Annotated in this window: 14 protein-coding genes; 5 read left to right on the top strand and 9 right to left on the bottom strand. The window is 59.3% G+C overall.

Going from position 1 to position 16,162, the window contains the following annotated elements; genetic code table 11:
* Positions 1-2 precede the first annotated feature (2 nt).
* Positions 3-497 (bottom strand): nucleoside deaminase, encoded by a 495-nt coding sequence (locus tag A0U87_RS06470; protein WP_004209576.1) that lies wholly within the window; start codon positions 495-497, stop codon positions 3-5.
* 182 nt (positions 498-679) lie between these two features.
* Positions 680-2,824 (bottom strand): catalase, encoded by a 2,145-nt coding sequence (locus A0U87_RS06465; RefSeq protein WP_004209575.1) that lies wholly within the window; start codon positions 2,822-2,824, stop codon positions 680-682.
* 239 nt (positions 2,825-3,063) lie between these two features.
* Between A0U87_RS06465 and A0U87_RS06460 the strand changes: the two genes are divergently transcribed.
* Positions 3,064-4,893 carry an ATP-binding protein gene (locus tag A0U87_RS06460; RefSeq protein WP_099230805.1) on the top strand — a complete coding sequence of 610 codons (1,830 nt, stop codon included), beginning with the start codon at positions 3,064-3,066 and terminating at the stop codon, positions 4,891-4,893.
* A 160-nt stretch (positions 4,894-5,053) separates the two neighbouring features.
* Positions 5,054-5,902, top strand: a complete 849-nt coding sequence (locus A0U87_RS06455; protein WP_004209572.1) for a transglutaminase family protein — start codon at positions 5,054-5,056, stop codon at positions 5,900-5,902.
* A 167-nt stretch (positions 5,903-6,069) separates the two neighbouring features.
* On the opposite strand, the gene A0U87_RS06450 is transcribed toward A0U87_RS06455, so the two are convergent.
* Genes A0U87_RS06450 through A0U87_RS06440 form a run of 3 tightly spaced genes read right to left on the bottom strand, consistent with a single transcriptional unit; the run spans position 6,070 to position 9,843 of the window.
* Entirely contained in the window at positions 6,070-8,091 is a 2,022-nt protein-coding gene (locus A0U87_RS06450) for a M3 family metallopeptidase (protein WP_004209571.1), read from the bottom strand.
* Entirely contained in the window at positions 8,084-8,899 is an 816-nt protein-coding gene (locus tag A0U87_RS06445) for a transglutaminase family protein (RefSeq protein WP_004209570.1), read from the bottom strand. Before A0U87_RS06445 ends, A0U87_RS06450 begins: the two co-directional genes overlap by 8 nt.
* The gene (locus A0U87_RS06440) at positions 8,893-9,843 is read right to left on the bottom strand and encodes a transglutaminase family protein (protein WP_004209569.1); all 951 of its coding nucleotides are present in this window, start codon (positions 9,841-9,843) and stop codon (positions 8,893-8,895) included. Before A0U87_RS06440 ends, A0U87_RS06445 begins: the two co-directional genes overlap by 7 nt.
* 32 nt (positions 9,844-9,875) lie before the next feature.
* Here A0U87_RS06440 and A0U87_RS06435 point away from each other — a divergent pair, with 32 nt between their 5' ends.
* Entirely contained in the window at positions 9,876-10,634 is a 759-nt protein-coding gene (locus tag A0U87_RS06435) for an N-formylglutamate amidohydrolase (protein ID WP_004209568.1), read from the top strand.
* A gap of 60 nt (positions 10,635-10,694) precedes the next feature.
* Here A0U87_RS06435 and A0U87_RS06430 read toward each other — a convergent pair whose 3' ends face one another.
* Both A0U87_RS06430 and A0U87_RS06425 read right to left on the bottom strand, forming a co-directional pair.
* Positions 10,695-10,988: a hypothetical protein gene (locus A0U87_RS06430; protein ID WP_004209567.1), complete on the bottom strand. Its 294-nt coding sequence runs from the start codon at positions 10,986-10,988 to the stop codon at positions 10,695-10,697.
* Positions 10,989-11,272: 284 nt separating this feature from the next.
* Positions 11,273-11,827, bottom strand: coding sequence for a hypothetical protein (locus A0U87_RS06425; RefSeq protein WP_004209566.1), 555 nt, complete (start codon positions 11,825-11,827; stop codon positions 11,273-11,275).
* 465 nt (positions 11,828-12,292) lie between these two features.
* On the opposite strand from A0U87_RS06425, the gene A0U87_RS06420 reads away from it, so the two are divergent.
* Complete coding sequence (locus tag A0U87_RS06420; protein WP_037491889.1) at positions 12,293-13,993, top strand: GGDEF domain-containing protein; 1,701 nt, start codon at positions 12,293-12,295, stop codon at positions 13,991-13,993.
* 76 nt (positions 13,994-14,069) lie between these two features.
* On the opposite strand, the gene A0U87_RS06415 is transcribed toward A0U87_RS06420, so the two are convergent.
* Positions 14,070-14,279, bottom strand: coding sequence for a hypothetical protein (locus tag A0U87_RS06415; protein ID WP_037490766.1), 210 nt, complete (start codon positions 14,277-14,279; stop codon positions 14,070-14,072).
* Between the two features lie 265 nt (positions 14,280-14,544).
* Here A0U87_RS06415 and A0U87_RS06410 point away from each other — a divergent pair, with 265 nt between their 5' ends.
* Positions 14,545-15,264: a glutathione S-transferase gene (locus A0U87_RS06410; RefSeq protein WP_037490762.1), complete on the top strand. Its 720-nt coding sequence runs from the start codon at positions 14,545-14,547 to the stop codon at positions 15,262-15,264.
* A gap of 9 nt (positions 15,265-15,273) precedes the next feature.
* On the opposite strand, the gene A0U87_RS06405 is transcribed toward A0U87_RS06410, so the two are convergent.
* Positions 15,274-16,122 (bottom strand): formate/nitrite transporter family protein, encoded by an 849-nt coding sequence (locus A0U87_RS06405; protein WP_037490759.1) that lies wholly within the window; start codon positions 16,120-16,122, stop codon positions 15,274-15,276.
* Between the last annotated feature and the right edge of the window lie 40 nt (positions 16,123-16,162).

The raw sequence follows: 16,162 nt of genomic DNA, 5'->3' as shown, positions 1-16,162 counted from the left end.
TGTTATAGGTTGGCCTGTTCCTCCTCCGAAAGATCTGCGTCAGGCGGGTAGTAAAGTTCAGCGCATTCCGCGCGCAGGCATCCCCCCTCTATCGAGATATCATCGCGATAGGCTTCTGCTACGAAATCCAGCGTGTCGACATGCCTTGCCTCGAAATACATCTGATGAACATCATGCCTTCCAGCGCCGTAAACGACCCTTCCGACCTTTGCCCAGATCGATGCCATCGTGCACATTCCACATGGCTGAAGCGTCGAATAAAGCGTTGCGCCGCGCAGCTCCATGTCACCGCTATTCTCGCAACCGCGCCTGATCGCCATCATTTCTGCATGGGCTGTCGCGTCGGGTAACTCCTGAGTCTGATTGCGTTCGCCGGCTATCATCCTCCCATCCAGCACGATCACGCAGCCCAGAGGGGAGGTTGAAGGATCAGACCCTTTTGAACGCGCAATCGCGATAGCCTCGCGCATCCATGCTTCGTCTTCGGGCTGAATCATCTGGTCCTCCTCGTCCTGACACGTTCCTCAGGACTGCTAAGATGTTGGCGCCGCGCACCGACCTCATGTCGGCGCCAGCTGCTTTGGATGTGCCAACGAAATGAATCTGTCGTCCCGGACAGCTCAGCACAGAATTGTCCGCATGCGCACTAATGGCGCGCATGCGGACTTAGCAGCTGATCTCAGGCGAGATCGCGGATTTTCGGCTCTCGCGCCCAGTGCCGCTTGGGGCCCTTGTCCAGCAGCATCTCGTTTGGAATGACGCCGTCGTCCTTTTCCACCCCCGCCTTGTCGAGGATGATCTGCGTGCCGGGGCAATGGGCGATGGTCTTGCAATGGCCATAGGCGTCCATGAACCATTGGACCGCAGCGCCTTGCTTCGACAATATTTCCGCGCTTTGCGGCATCAGCACGGAGGCAATCGCATCGAACAGCACGGAGGGCGAGCCATCGAGCTTGCCGTCCGCTTCGAGCGTTCCGCCCTTGACCTTGAGGGGACCAATTTTGGGCGCAACCAGAAAGACGCTGCCGCCTGCTTTCTCCACGCCCGTCTTGAGCTTCTCCACCATCGCCTTGTCGGAGCCTTCGGCAAACAGAATTCCGACCTTGCGGCCGGCGAAGCCATCCTTGGCATTCTTCTGGATAGAAAGAGCGTCGGAGATGGGCATCTCCACAAGGTCTCGGGCTGCTGGCGCCTTTTCAGGCAGAGCGATCGACAGCCCGTCGGCGACTCGTTGCGCCAGATCCTCGTCAATGTTGCGCAGACGCGAGAGAACCCGAAGCCGCACATGAGGCATCACCACCTTCGACAACTCGAAGACAATGGCCGATGCGATGTGCGCCTGTTCATTCTCGGTCTGCGACAGATAGAACATCCGCGCCTGACTATAATGATCGGCAAATGTTTCGGCACGTATCCGCATCTTGTCAGTGGGATCGTTGCGTTCTCCATTATCGCTAAAGGATGTGAAGCCGGTTTCGGGCGCAACGCGTGGACCACTATCCTCGCCAGCCTCGTTCAGGCTGTTCGGCTCGTAATTGGCGCGCCCCTTGGGGACCAGCGTCTGCATCAACCCGTCGCGCTGCATATTGTGGAAGGGGCATTTGGGCGCATTGATCGGGATCTGATGGAAGTTGGTCGTTCCCAAACGCGACTTTTGCGTATCGAGATAAGAGAAAAGCCGCCCCTGCAGCAGGGGGTCATTCGTGAAGTCGATGCCTGGAATGACGTTGCTGGGCAGGAAGGCCACCTGCTCTGTCTCGGCAAAGAAATTGTCGACATTGCGATTGAGCGTGAGGCGCCCGATGATCTCGACAGGAATATCCTCTTCCGGGATCAGCTTGGTTGCATCCAGCACATCATAGGGCTGTTCTGCCGCCCAAGCCTCATCGAAAATCTGCACGCCCAGGTCCCAGGCGGGATAATCACCGCTGGCAATGGCTTCGTACAGATCGCGGCGATGAAAATCGGGGTCGGCGCCTGCCGTCTTGACAGCCTCGTCCCAGACCTGGGACGCAACGCCCAGAACCGGTTTCCAGTGGAACTTCACGAACTTGCCGTCGCCGTCTTGGTTGATGAAGCGGAAGCTGTGGACGCCAAATCCTTCCATCATCCGCAGCGAGCGAGGAATGGCCCGATCGGACATGGCCCACATGATCATGTGCATGCTCTCGGGCATGAGCGATACAAAATCCCAGAAGGTGTCATGGGCGCTCGCAGCCTGGGGATAGCCCCGATCCGCTTCCATTTTCACCGAATGGATCAGGTCAGGAAATTTCATCGCATCCTGAATGAAGAATACCGGGATGTTGTTGCCGACCAGGTCCCAGTTGCCGGCTTCCGTGTAGAATTTCACAGCAAAGCCGCGCACATCGCGCGGTGTATCAACGGAACCCGCGCCACCGGCCACAGTGGAGAAACGAACGAACACAGGGCAGCTCGCACCCTTCTTCTGGAAAATGCTCGCTTTGGTCACATCGGGAATGGCCTTGGTGCACTCGAAAATCCCATGGGCGCCAGAGCCGCGTGCATGGACGATCCGTTCAGGGATGCGTTCATGGTCAAAATGGAAGATTTTCTCGCGCAGTACGAAATCTTCCAGCAGCGTGGGACCGCGGGCGCCGGCCTTCAGACTATTCTGATTGTCTGCGATCCGATGCCCGAAATTGTCTGTCAGGGCATCACCGGAGCGCTCATCCTGCAACCTCTGCTGCGTCTCTCCGCCTTCTCCGACCATCGTCTCATAATCGGGACTTCCAGCTCCGGGCTGGTGATCGGCAAGACCATTTTCCAGAGCAGCATCACTTTTGGGACCCGAAACGGCCATATCAATTCTCCCTGACGCGCATGATAGGCTGCGATTGTCGCAGCAGACAGACCTCTAACCGGAAGCGGGAGGCTGGGTTCCGGCGGGAGGCGAGAAGATGTCCAGGACCAATCTGGATCAATATGAATCTTAGATAGCGACCGCGCGGCACTGGGGCGCGTGATGTCTGCGGCCAGAACTCACCGGAACTTTTCGTGCATATGCCTCTTTTGGCGTGAAGCGCGGCCGATGATGGCGGCATGGGAGCGATGATGACTGTCACATATCGTGGGCCGCAGATATTGCCGCGTGGGTCGCAAGTTCAGGGCCCGGCCAGGGAACCGTCCGATATCGAGTTGCTTCACGCGATCAGCGTTACGCTCATCGCCGAGAATGATCGGTTCGAACTCTATGGCAAGATCGTGGAGGCCGCTGTTGCCATCACCGGCTCCCAGTTCGGGACGATGCAACTCCTTTGCCCCGCCGATGACCCTTCGGGACATGGGGGGCAACTCCAGTTGCTGGCGCACAGAGGCTTGCCGGCAGAAGCGGTCGGGTTCTGGCAGTGGGTCAGTCCAGCAGCCTACAGCAGTTGCACGCTAGCCCTGAAAATGGGTCAGCGCGCCATTGTTCCTGATTTCGAGAAATGGGCCGATATCGCCGGGACTGCCGACCTCGATGCGTTTCGCGCCGCGGGCATCCGCTCGGCTCAGACCACGCCGCTTCTCTCGCGCACCGGCCGCTTGCTCGGCATGATCTCCACCCATTGGGATCGTCCGCATCATCCTTCCGAGCGGGACCTGCGTCTGCTCGATATCCTCGCCCGGCAGGCCGCAGACCTTCTGGAGCGGACCATTGCGGAAGAACAGCTGCGCCTGCTCAATGACACGCTGGAGGCGCGTGTCGAGGAGCGTTCGCGCGAACTGTCCTCGGCTCAGGATCAGCTTCGCCAACTTCAGAAGATGGAAGCGATCGGGCAACTGACAGGCGGCGTTGCGCATGATTTCAACAATCTTCTCACCATCATCCGTGGGTCCGCCGACCTTCTCGCGACCCGCGAGCTGCCGCGCGAGAAGCAGAAGAAATATATTGATGCCATCTCGGAGACCGCGGACCGTGCGGCGAAGCTGACGAGCCAGCTTCTCGCTTTTGCGCGCCGCCAGGCCCTTCGACCAGAGACGTTCAATGCCGCGCGCAAGGTTGAAGCCGTTGCGGATATGCTTCGAACGGTCGTGGGTTCGCGCATTGCCCTTGTTGTCGACCCGATCTGCACCTCCTGTTTTGTCGAAGTCGATGCGAGCCAGTTCGAAACCGCGCTGATCAACATGGCGGTGAACGCGCGCGACGCGATGAACGGAGAGGGACGGATTACCCTGTCGGTGGAAGCGGCCGGATCAATCCCGGCCCGCGGCGGCCTCGCGGCTGCCAGGGGCGATTTCGTCAGGATTTCCGTGACGGATGAGGGTTTGGGCATGAGCGAAGGGCAGATAGAACATATATTCGAGCCATTCTTCACGACCAAGGAGGTGGGCAAGGGTACGGGTTTGGGACTGAGCCAGGTCTATGGCTTTATCAAACAGTCCGGTGGCGAGATCGACGTTGCAAGTCGGTTGGGTATCGGGACGACGTTCAGCCTCTATCTGCCGCGGGCTGCCGCGCCACATTCCCTGGAGGATGTCACGCCGTCAGGACGTTGCGCCATCCAGCATGCGAATATTCTGATCGTCGAGGATAATGAGCCGGTCGGAGACTTCGCTTCGCAGCTCCTCGAGGATCTTGGTTACAAGACGTGGCGTGCGGCCAATGCTCCTGAGGCGATCGCGGTGCTTGAGCGTTCGCACGCCAATATCGATATCGTTTTTTCAGATGTCGTCATGCCCGGGATCGATGGTCTGGAGCTTGGGCGTCAGATCCGGGCGCGCTGGCCGGAAATCCCCGTGGTGCTCACCAGTGGCTATAGCCATGTCCTGGCTGATGATAGCCGCCATGGCTTTCCACTTCTGCACAAACCCTATTCGGTGAATGAACTGTCCCGACTGTTGGGAGAGATATGCATCGGCGAAGAACGAAAGCATCAGGCGGTAATATAGCCCTACGCGGATACCAATTATTGCAAATATAATTGAATAGATCATCTTTTGATCAAATAATGAAGGTTTAACATTTGTCGGATGATTTCTGGGCAAAGAAACCATCGAATGACCTGTAGATTTTCATGTCTAGATCGCGCCTCGAATTGGAAAGGCAGTTATGCTCATTCGTGCTGGCTATGAACTGGTCCTGGAAACCGGTGCTCCTACGCCGTTAATTTCCCTCCTCACGATCCGACCGTCTAGGTTTCCCGATCTTCGCAGCCCCCACAGGATCAGGACAGGCGCGCCGATCCCGACCCATGATTACCGTGACAGCTTTGGCAATATCTGCACACGCATGACCCTGCCGGCAGGGCGCACTACCCTGTCATGTGACTTCACCATTGCCGATAGCGGCCTGCACGATCGCCAAAGTCCATCGGCAGTCCAGCATGAAGTTCGGGATTTGCCCTCGGACGTCCTTATCTATCTCATGGGAAGCCGTTATTGCGAGACCGATCTCCTCTGCCAGAAAGCCTGGTATCATTTCGGCCATATCGCGCCCGGGTGGCAGCGTGTGCAGTCCATTGTCGATTTCGTGCACCAGCATCTGACCTACGGATATCAATATGCGCGATGCACCAGGACCGCTTGGGAGGCATATAATGAGCGGGTTGGCGTATGCCGGGACTTTGCCCATCTTGCAGTGGCCCTATGCCGGTGCATGAACATTCCGGCACGATATTGCAGCGGATATCTTGGCGATATCGGCGTCGATCCGGTTGATGTCCCAATGGATTTCCACGCCTGGTTCGAAGTGTACCTGGGTGGTGAGTGGCACAGTTTCGATGCGCGGCATCATGTCCCTCGCATAGGGCGCATCCTGATGGCGTGCGGACGCGACGCAGCCGATACCGCTTTGACCACGGCGTTCGGTCCGATGCGACTGGCCTCGTTCAAGGTTCATACTGATGAGGTGATCCAGATCGGACAGCATGTCGACACCCCGCTGACCATCGCCGCCTGACAAGGCCCCTCGATGGGTCTGCTACCCTTGCATGAGGACATGCAGCCCGCTTCTCTCCGCTATGCGATCACCATTAAGGCCATGTGCAGCGCGGCGGATGGCTCGAGGCGTGATTGGCCTCAACCCGTGGTTCATTCTCGGCAAAACGGATCGCGCGCCAGGGGCGTTCAAGCGTCGAGAAGATGCCTTGCTCGCATCAAGGCCGTTCCGTCGGGCGCGCGTCCCAGGAAGGCCTGAAAGGACGCCATGGGATCGCGGCTATTTCCTGCGGCGAGTATCTCTTCGCGGAACCGCGATGCGAGACCGGGGTCGAAAATATCACCTGTCGCGACAAAAGCCTCAAATGCGTCGGCATCCAGTGCTTCGGACCAGGCATAGCTATAATAGGCAGCCGAATAGCCGCCATCAAAGATATGCGTGAAATAGGGAAAGCGATGGCGCAACCCGACCGCGCGGGGCATTGCGAGCGCATCAAGCTGCGCCTCGACAAATGCGCGAGGATCGATCTGAGCGTCCGGATTCTGGTGGATGGCAAGGTCCACCAATGCGCAACCGATCAATTCCACGGTGGCAAAGCCCTGACCATAAGCCTCCGCCTCGCGAATGGCGCTGATCAGATCTTCAGGCATCCCAAGATCGGCGAGCACCTGCGGGCTGACAATCCAGTTCTCCATGAACTTGCTCGGAAATTCCACGAAGTCGCGGGCAACCGCAGTTCCGGACTGGCTGGGGTAGGTGACTCGTGAAAGAAGCCCATGCAATGCATGGCCAAATTCATGAAACAAGGTGCGCGCCTCATCAATCGAAAGGCGGGTCGCACCCCGGTCGGGTGGCGGAGCAGCGGCAAAATTGGCGACCAGATAGACGATCGGGCGCACGTCGCCATCCATCGCTTCTTGCACCCGCAGGCTTCCCATCCAAGCGCCACCATGTTTTTCCGGGCGGGCCAGATAGTCGGTGAAGAGCAGACCCACAGTGCTCCCGTTGCTCTCCTTCACTTCCCAGGCCCAGACGTCCGGATGATAGCCTTCTATGTCCGCACGCCTGTAGAAGCTCAGGCCATAAAGTCGGCCGGCTGTGTCGAATGCTGCCTGCCGCACCGCATCGAGCCGCAAATGCTCCGCAGCTGCCGCAGTATCGAGTGCGTAACGGGTGCGTCGTACCTGTTCCGCGTAAAAGCGCCAGTCCCAGGGCGCGAGGCGGAAATCGCCGCCCTCCGCATCGATCAATGCCTGCAGTTCAGCAGCTTCCTGCGTTGCGCGCCGTTTGCCCGGCGCCCACAGCTGGCGCATCAGCGCGCTCGCTGCTGCCGGATCATGCGCCATGCTGTCGGCCAGCGCATAATGCGCATGGTCGGCATAGCCCAGCAGGACCGCCCTTTCCCTGCGCAACGCGAGCATTTCGGCGATGATGGGCCAATTATCATGTTGGTCGCCGTCGCAGCGTGCGGTGAAGGCCCGCCATAGGGCCTCGCGCAAGTCGCGCCTCTTCGAAAAGGTCAGAAATGCCTCCAGGTCGGTGCGATCGAGCGTTATGTGATAACGGTCCTGCAACCCCTTTGCTGTTGCTCGCGCCGCAGCCGCCTCGCATATTGCGCTGGGCAGTCCCTCAAGCTCATTCTGCTCCAGATCGAGCACCCAGGCATTTGTTGCGGCAAGCACATTCTGCCCGAATTGAACTGCTAGGGCAGACAGGCGAGCCTCGATGGCGGCAAAGCGGTACTTGCCAGCCCTCGTCAATGCTGCGCCGCCTCTAAGGAAGCTTGCATGGCTATCCTCCACGAGGCGGACCTGTTCCGGGGTGAGGCCGCTCTCGTGCCGTGAAGCATGGACTGCGAAGACGCGCGCTGCCAATTGGGCATTATGGCTTATGGCGACGGCATGCGCGCTAAGTCGCGCCGAAATCTCAGCTTCCGCCTCGCGGATGGCCAGCGTGCCCTTCGCCGAGGACAGGGCCCAGAACAACCGCCGGACGCGCGCGAGCGGCTCGCCCGACCGTTCCAGTGCGGCAATCGTATTCTCGAAGGTCGCGGGCGCGACCTGCTCGCAAATCGCATCAAGTTCAGCCTTGTGCCAGGCGATGCTGGTCGTGACCGCGCGAAGGAACTGGTCATCACCTATCCGCGCAAAAGGTGGCGCGCCAAGCGGGCCAGGCCAGGGTTGGAGAAGCGGGTCGCTTTGCTCAGTCAAGGGCGGTTACTTCCTGGGTGTGCACCTGAAATCGCACCAGATTTGCCGGGCCAAAAGCCGTCGTCAAGGCTACGTCGGTGGCATCGCGCCCGCGTGCCATCAGGATCCGGCCGATGCGCGGGCGGTTATGGCGCGCATCATGGGTATACCAGGCGCCGTCGATATAGACATCGAACCATGCACTGAAATCCATCGGAGCATCTACCGGAGGCACGCCGATGTCGCCGAGGTAACCGGTGCAATAGCGAGCGGGAATATTCATGCAGCGGCACAAGGTTATGGCGAGATGGGCGAAGTCACGGCACACGCCCTTTCGCTCCTGATAGCCATTCCAGGCGGTCTTGTCGGCGCGCGCATGCTGATAGCCAAATTCAATATGATGATGCACGAAGCCCACGATCGCCTCCACCCTTTCCCGCGCGCTGGCCAGATGACCAAATTGAGCCCATGCCACGTCCATCAGACGGTCGGTTTCGCAATAGCGGCTGCCCAGAAGAAAGGGCATGACGGCATCTGGAAGCTCTTCCACCGGCATCTGAGGACCACTGGGCGAGCGCTGGTCGGGATCTCCGCTATCCTCGATCACAAAGTCGCATGACAAGCGCACATTGCCCGGTGGGATGGTGAGCCGGGTGGCGACATTGCCGAACCCGTCCTCGAATTGATAAAGCGGAATGTCGGGCGCCGCTATCAGCCGCTGCGGCGTTCGCAGATCCTGATGGCGCGATGGATGCAGGCTGAGCATGGCCATCATCGCCGTCCGGTTCTCGGTCGAGAATTCGATATCATAGCCGCACCGGATCAGCATGTCGGGTTCGTTTCCTGATTGCCGGCAAGCCGGCTGTTGATGGCGCCATGGCCGGAGAGGGAGAATGGTTCTGGATCGGCACGACTGACGTTGACGCTCACATCCATCCCCAGAAAGCTTGCAGGCAGGCCGAACCAGGTGCCCGACAACGGTAGCGCCTGATACGGGTCGCGTGCGATCGCCACGCGGATCAAGCCGCGATTGCCGATGATCCCATTTGTCGGATCGAATTCCACCCAGCCAGATCCGGGCAGGAAGATACGGACCCAGGCGTGGGTGTTGCCGCCACCGACCAGCCCTTCGGTGCGCGATGGATTATAGACATAGCCCGACACGAAGCGGGCGGCGAAGCCCAGCGCCCTGACAGCCTCAATCATCAGCACGGCGAAGTCACGGCAGGTCCCCTGCCGCTTGCGCAACGTCTCCATAGGAGATTGGGTGCCCTTTTCATGTCGTGGCACATAGGTGAAGTCACGCTGGATGCCTGTCGCGATCCGCGTCAGGAGATCGATGGTCGCTGTATCACCATGATTGCTGACGAAACCTCTGGCCCAATTGTCGACGATCCGCTCGGGATCGAGATGGTTTCGTTCGATCGACCGCAACAGATCGGGCATGTCTTCCGATGAATAGGTGAAGGGGAAAAGCCGGGCATAGGGTTCGACGTCGACCTGCTGCTGCGTCAAGGGCGCATGCTCGAGCGTAACCGCGCTCGCGACTTTCAGCTGCGACGTGCGTTTGTCGAACAGAGCAATGGCCACGGAATTTCCGAACACATCATGCAGCCAGCGCAATTCACAAGGTTGGGGATCGATATCGAGCCGCGCGCGGAGCAGTCGCTGGTCGAAGGCCTCACGCGGCCGCATCATGATGCGATGTTCGCCCAGCGACACCGATTGCTGATAGCGATAAGTCGTCACATGTTCGATTGTGAGCAACGGCATGAAAGGAAGTTCCCAATGGGCAGGGAGAAACCATGAATCTACTGGTGCCAGCCGATCCTGCGCCCTTCACCGTCATCAACGCGAACGGCTCCTCCCCGTTCCTCCTGACCGGAGATCATGCAGGGCTGGCAATTCCTTCGGCCCTGGGTGATCTTGGCGTAGGCCCGGCCGATTGGTCTCGGCATATCGCAATCGACATAGGCGTGAGAGATATGGGCCTGGAATTGGCGCGTCTCCTCGATGCCCCTTTCATCTTCCAGAATTATTCGCGATTGGTCATCGACTGTAATCGCGATCCCGCGCGCGACGACGCGATACCAGCGTCGTCCGATGGGACCGATATCGGTGGCAATCAGGGTTTGACCGAAATCGACAGGCTGGCGCGTGTCACCTCCATCCATGCTCCATATCATTCCGGCATTTCAGAAATGATCTCAGCTCGGCTGGCAGCGGGGCAGGAGACAATCCTGCTCGCGCTCCATAGTTTCACCCCGATACTGGACGAGATGAGGCGCCCCTGGTCGGTGGGCGTCCTGCACGCCGCCGGCCGGATCGATTTTGCGATTTGCCTGCTGGACGCGCTACGCCGGTTGCCGATCAAGGTGGGCGACAATGCTCCCTATGCCATGGATGAAACCGATTACAGCATGCCCTTCCACGCCCTTTCAAATGACCTTCGCTACGCTGAAATCGAGGTCAGGCAGGACCTTATTTCCCAAGGCGAGGGGCAATCCTTCTGGGCGGCGCGACTGCGCGATGCGATGGAAGAGGCCTGGCAGCGGCTCACATAGAATATGCTGACACCATGGTGAGCGCATCGCCTCGCGCTGTTCAAGAAAATTCATAGGCCATCAGGCGTTGACGGCGACCAGAAGACACTGTTCCTGACCCAAAGCCGCTTCGTCCGACATTGTTACGATGCCCCGCCACCACTCGATGCCCGGACTACGGAACATGGCAAGGCTACCCGTTCTGGGGCGCGCATTCCAGTGGACGCCGTCAAACGCAAAACGCCAATAGGAATCGCAGTTGAGCGGTAGATGCCAGAATGCAGGCTCTTCGCTCGCGCTGTCTGCGTGCAGGATACGAAGCTCGCTCGGCACATCCCGACGGCTGCCATCGGGGAAGCGAACTTCGATCGTCATGCACGAGCCTCCAAAATCCTGCAAAGAGCGCAGTAGCCCACTCAAAACGCCTTGATATTCAACGGGTTCATGGTGCGGGAAGAAAATCTCCAGATCATGTGAATGAGCCCGGCACATTCTGGCTGAATGGGTGAACGGGCCCGCTGTAGTTGCCCGCTCTACCCCATGGCAGCGCCCATCTTCCACTCAAGGCGCATGCGGCCCAGAAGCGGCTGCGCGATCAGCCTGTGCGTCCCGGGGGAAGGCCATGTCTTATTCCTTCCCATGGAACTGTGTGGTAATTTTCAGAAGTGGAAAATGACGCCAGCCATGGGACGGAAACTGTCCCAATCATAGGTGTCGACCTGCACGCGCAGGCGCACGCCGCTGCTGCCAGTGACCCCGCCGAGGCCGATCTCCTTTGGCCCCACTTCGACACCCGCACCGTACATCCAGTCCTTCTCGTCGGGCCAGCCGCCTTTGCCATTGACCCACTGATAGCCGGCCGAGGCGTAGATCAAACCGCTCTCGCCTGCGCGGGCGCCTACACGGCCCTTCACGCCATATTCCCAGTCGATGTCGCTAAAGCCCTTCGAGGCGTTCCCTTCCACCCCGACGAACACCGGCCCGAGTGGCACATTCACGCCCGCGATGCCGCTGATCAGGGCGCCGTTCATGATCGTCTCGCCCGGAACGCTGCCGAACTCGGTCCCGCGGTCGAAAGTGTGATAACCGCCGAGAATGCCGACATAGGGTTCAATACCGAAGGCTTTGCTGCCATCGGGTGCGGTGTCGTCCTGAGCCATGGCAGCAGTCGGCAGTGCCAGGCAGCCCAGCAATGGGAGAATGATCTTCTTCATGATGTACGTCCCTGTTTGATTATTTCCACGAGGCTCAAACTAAAGGGCATGCACCGGGGTTGCCGCGTGCGAAAACAATAATGCTTATGTTGCAATTTTGACACTATCAGGGCGCGTTCGCCAATGTCTATTGAGGCAGAAGACATGGATGGAGCAGCATTCGAAATATTTATTTCGATATCGTCATGGATTTAGCGGCGGGATTTTCATGAAGCCGTCCGCCGCAACATGATGGCCTTTCTTTTTAACTTGGATTAAATTTCTTGTTTTGTGATTGTGAGATGTTTTTCCGCCTCCGTCAGTCCATGGTGAGCGTTGACGCGAGCCGGGCGGATCGCTGCCCGCAAGCGAGCCAGTGGCCATGCGCCCAGTATATTCACGCATTTTCATGCTAGAGGGGCCGCGATGAATGCGCGGATCCTGACCAGGGGACTATCCCGACATAGGCTTGCGATTAGCTGCGCCATGTTCTCGATCGCACTGTTGATCCTGGGCGGGGCTCAGCCTGCGCGCGCTGAATTGCTACGCATTGGCGATCCTCTATGTCATGCAGTGAGCCGATCGATCGCCCCTGACGACACGCGCCCCTCCCATTTTGTCTGCAATGGTGATCCTGATGGCTATCAGAAGGGCACATTGTGGCTCCATGCCGCCTTGCCCCAGGGCTCGCGCGATCATGAGGATCTGTCGCTGATCATCCACAGCTCTCGATTTGATCGGCTGGTCGTGCGCTTCATCTATCGTGACGGTGCCGTCGAGCAGCAACATGTCCGGAGCGGCAATTTCGGGACCTATTGGAGAGCTGGCGGCCAACTCGCGTTCCGCGCGCCCTATCGCGACGTTCCTGTCGTGGCCTTCACCTTGAGATTTGACAGAGTGGCGAGCGCGCATCTCCTTCGGATGAGGCTTGTCGAGCGTGGTGAAGAAGCCACCCAGACAACTGGCCTGGCTACCTTGACCGGTGCTGCGCTCGTTCTGCTGATTGTGGGCGCGATTTATAACGCCTCACTGGCTCTTGCCGTCCGTCAGCAACATGCCGGCTGGCAGGCCGCATGGGCATGCTGCATGGTCATATGGGGGGCGTGCTGGTCGCAACTTCATCTGTTCTTCTTTCCCTCGATGGCGGGCGCGGTATCGGCCCAAATCTGCACTGGTCTCTCCTGTCTCGCCATCACGCTCGCCACTTTGAGCGCCGTCACTGCTCTTGAAAAACAGCATCTCGATGCGGGGTTGAGGCGCACCGCCCTGGGCCTCACCGCAAGCGTGTGCGCATTGGGCATCCCGCTTTCGCTGATGCGTTCGGGGCCGTTCGACATGCTCGGCAATCTGCTGGGGTTGCTGGTCCTGGCCAATCTGGCGGCGGTCGCATCCTGTATCGGCCAGGCATGGCGACGGGGAAGCAGCGCGGCGCGGCGCCTGGGTGGGGCCTGGGCACTGCCAATGATCGTCCTTGCTTCGACCAGCTTCTTCGATGCGGACGCGATGTTCTGGGGCGGTGGATCGCAAATTCTGGTCCTGTTCGCAGCGGCCTGGCAAACATTGTGGCTCTCCGCTGCCGCTTCGCGTGCTCATGCCCGGTTGCGGACGGAACGAGACGTCGCCCGTCTCGCAGAGGCTAAGGCCCATGAGCTTGCCCGCCGTGACGTTCTGACAGGGTTGCCAAACCGACGGGGTTTCATGGAAAGAACCTGCAGGATGCTCGAAGGCTTGCCTGTATCAGGCGGGCTGGTTGCCCTGCTCCTGATCGACGTCGATTGGTTCAAGTCGATCAACGATGTCTATGGTCATGAGGCTGGCGATCACGTTCTGGCAGCAATTGGCCGCTGCATCGCACAGCATGAGAATTCCTCCTGTGCCGTATGTCGTCTGGGCGGGGAGGAGTTTGCGATGATGGTCACAGGAGCTGAAGTTGGGAACATCGAGCAATTTGCACAAACCCTGCGCGGAACCTTGGCCGATCTGAGCCATGGCGACATCATCGGCAATCGCATGGTGACGGTGAGTATCGGTGTGACGGCCTCGGCATCCCGCGTTGACTTTGGCACGCTCTACCGGCTGGCAGATGAAGCGCTTTACGACGCAAAGCGTGGGGGGCGCGATCAGATCGCAATCCGCCTGGATGAGTGGGCGGGCGCTCGCCGAAATGACAGACCGCTTTTCGCCTGACGGGGTTGCAGCGGGTTGAGGTGTCCCGGCCCGGCAACGCCTCGCCTTTGGCGCGCGCCGGGCTGGCGACCATATCTCAGAGCAGAGGCCGGTCCGGCTCGAAGTTCCACAGTCGAGGCCGGTTAGAAGCATCGTGCTGCTCACGTGCGCCGCCACCGGCACGGCGCCGCATTTCTGCAAAAATTATCTGGTCGTCACTGGTATGGCGCTCGCTTTGGATGAGAAGAAAGGCTTCCATCAGGTCCCCCTCATCCCATTGCCGAACCGAACCTATTTCATTCGACATGCGTCCCAAGCTCCCTGCGCAATTGCACTATCATTGGCGGAGAAGACCTTCTTTGAGGCTATGCCCCCCATCGAAGCTTCGGTCTCATCGCCTGGCTGGCCCCCGAAACTGCTGCTGGAAACTGCTGATAGCTCATATTGGAGAACGCGAACTCCGCCACTGTGTTCCTGTGCACCATTCCAGCCCGGAGGTTGCCAGCAAGATTTTCATGGCAACCAATATGCCCAGGAAAGCCTTCTGGCACAGGCACGGATGTAAAGGAGGGATGAGGGTGGAGAGGGATTTCGAGCTCTATTATTGGCCATTGCCATTCCGCGGACAGTTCATCCGGGCCGCGCTTGCCTTTGCGGGCAAGAGCTGGAACGAACATGATGAAGGTGAGATCGCCGCGCTGATGAAAATGGCTTCGGAGGATCAGCCGGTGCCCTTCATGGGACCACCCCTCCTGATTGATAATGACACCGGATTTGCCCTGTCGCAGATGCCAGCAATCATGGTCTATCTGGCAGAACGTCTTGCCCTTGTGCATGGCGGTGCCCGCGACCGCGCCTTGACGGTCAAGCTCGTCAACGACGCGAATGATATCATTGACGAACTTACGCTGGATGGCGGCCGGCAGATGTGGACGGAGGATCGATGGGCCAGCTTTATTCCTCGGCTGGTGAAATGGATGCGCATCTGGGAGGCTGTCGGCACAAGCAACGGCCTTGAAGCTGGAAAGGGGTTCATGCTCGGCACCGCAAAACCGGATCTGGCCGATATCGTGACCGTGACATTATGGGGCACCATGGCCAGCCGCTTCGGCGCGATCGCTGCCATGCTCGCCCAACATGCGCCGGCAACGATGGGTCTGGTCCAGCGTCTGCGCGCTCATCCTGCCCTGGCGAGGCTCGAGGCAAGAAGCGTGAAGCGCTATGGCGAGGCCTATTGCGGCGGGGAAATCGAGAAGTCTCTTCGCGCAGTTCTGCCTGCCGGCGACGGTTGAAACCGAACGCTATCCCCCTTCGGTAAGGTCGCTTCGCATCTGCCCATGGGCCAGGACCGCGAACAGGCCGCTACCACCGATGATGTTGCCAATGAGTGCAGGCAGAGAGAAGCCGAACCAGGCCTGCTGGAAACTGACCTCGCCGCTCAACCAGAGGAAGCTGATCTGGGAAGAACCGGTGACGACATGCGAAAAGCCGCCAAGACCGATGACATAGGTCAGGAGGAAGATTACCCAGAATTCGCTGCCCTTGGCATTGGGCAAGGCCCACGCAATCGCGGCCATGATGAAGCCAGCCGGAATGCCCAGCATCAGGGTTTTCGACCAGTCCTGCCATTCGAGCTTGGCGAGAATATCGAGCGCCACGATGCGCTGTTCATGCGTGATGATGATCTCACCGGCCATCAGCGCGCTTACGAGCGTCACGCCGACAAGATTCCCAGCCAGCACGCAGGCCCACAGGCGCGCGAGCCTGCCCAGATTGCTAAGGCTCGGACGGGTCGCGACGGGCAGAACCGCAGTGACCGTGCTTTCGGTAAAGAGCTGAAGCCGTCCCATAATCACGATCAGATATCCGACCGGATAGCCCAGCAGGTAGATGAGGGGCGCCCATTCTGTGTCGGGCAGCCTTGCCCGCAGGAACAGTTCGGACATGAGCGACAGGGTGATCGCGAGGCCGGCGGCCAGGCCGGAAAGCATGAGCGCAAGGATCGGGCGATCCAGCTCCTCCTCGCCCTGGAGCCGCACGACCTCATGGACGACCTTTGCCGAACCCGTGCTGCGCTCCTCGACATGGGCGGCCTCTTCTGCGTCAAGATCGGGGTGCGGGCTATCCTTGCCGTCCTTCATCTGCTCCATTCCCCTGTCTGTCGAAACGACGCCTGGCCCGGTCGCCTCT

Origin of the sequence: Sphingobium sp. MP9-4 (genome assembly GCF_005281675.1) — a bacterium.
GTDB classification, from domain to species: Bacteria; Pseudomonadota; Alphaproteobacteria; order Sphingomonadales; family Sphingomonadaceae; genus Sphingobium; species Sphingobium yanoikuyae.
Note: the sequence above shows the minus strand (reverse complement) of the source record. Positions and strands in the feature narration are given on the sequence as shown.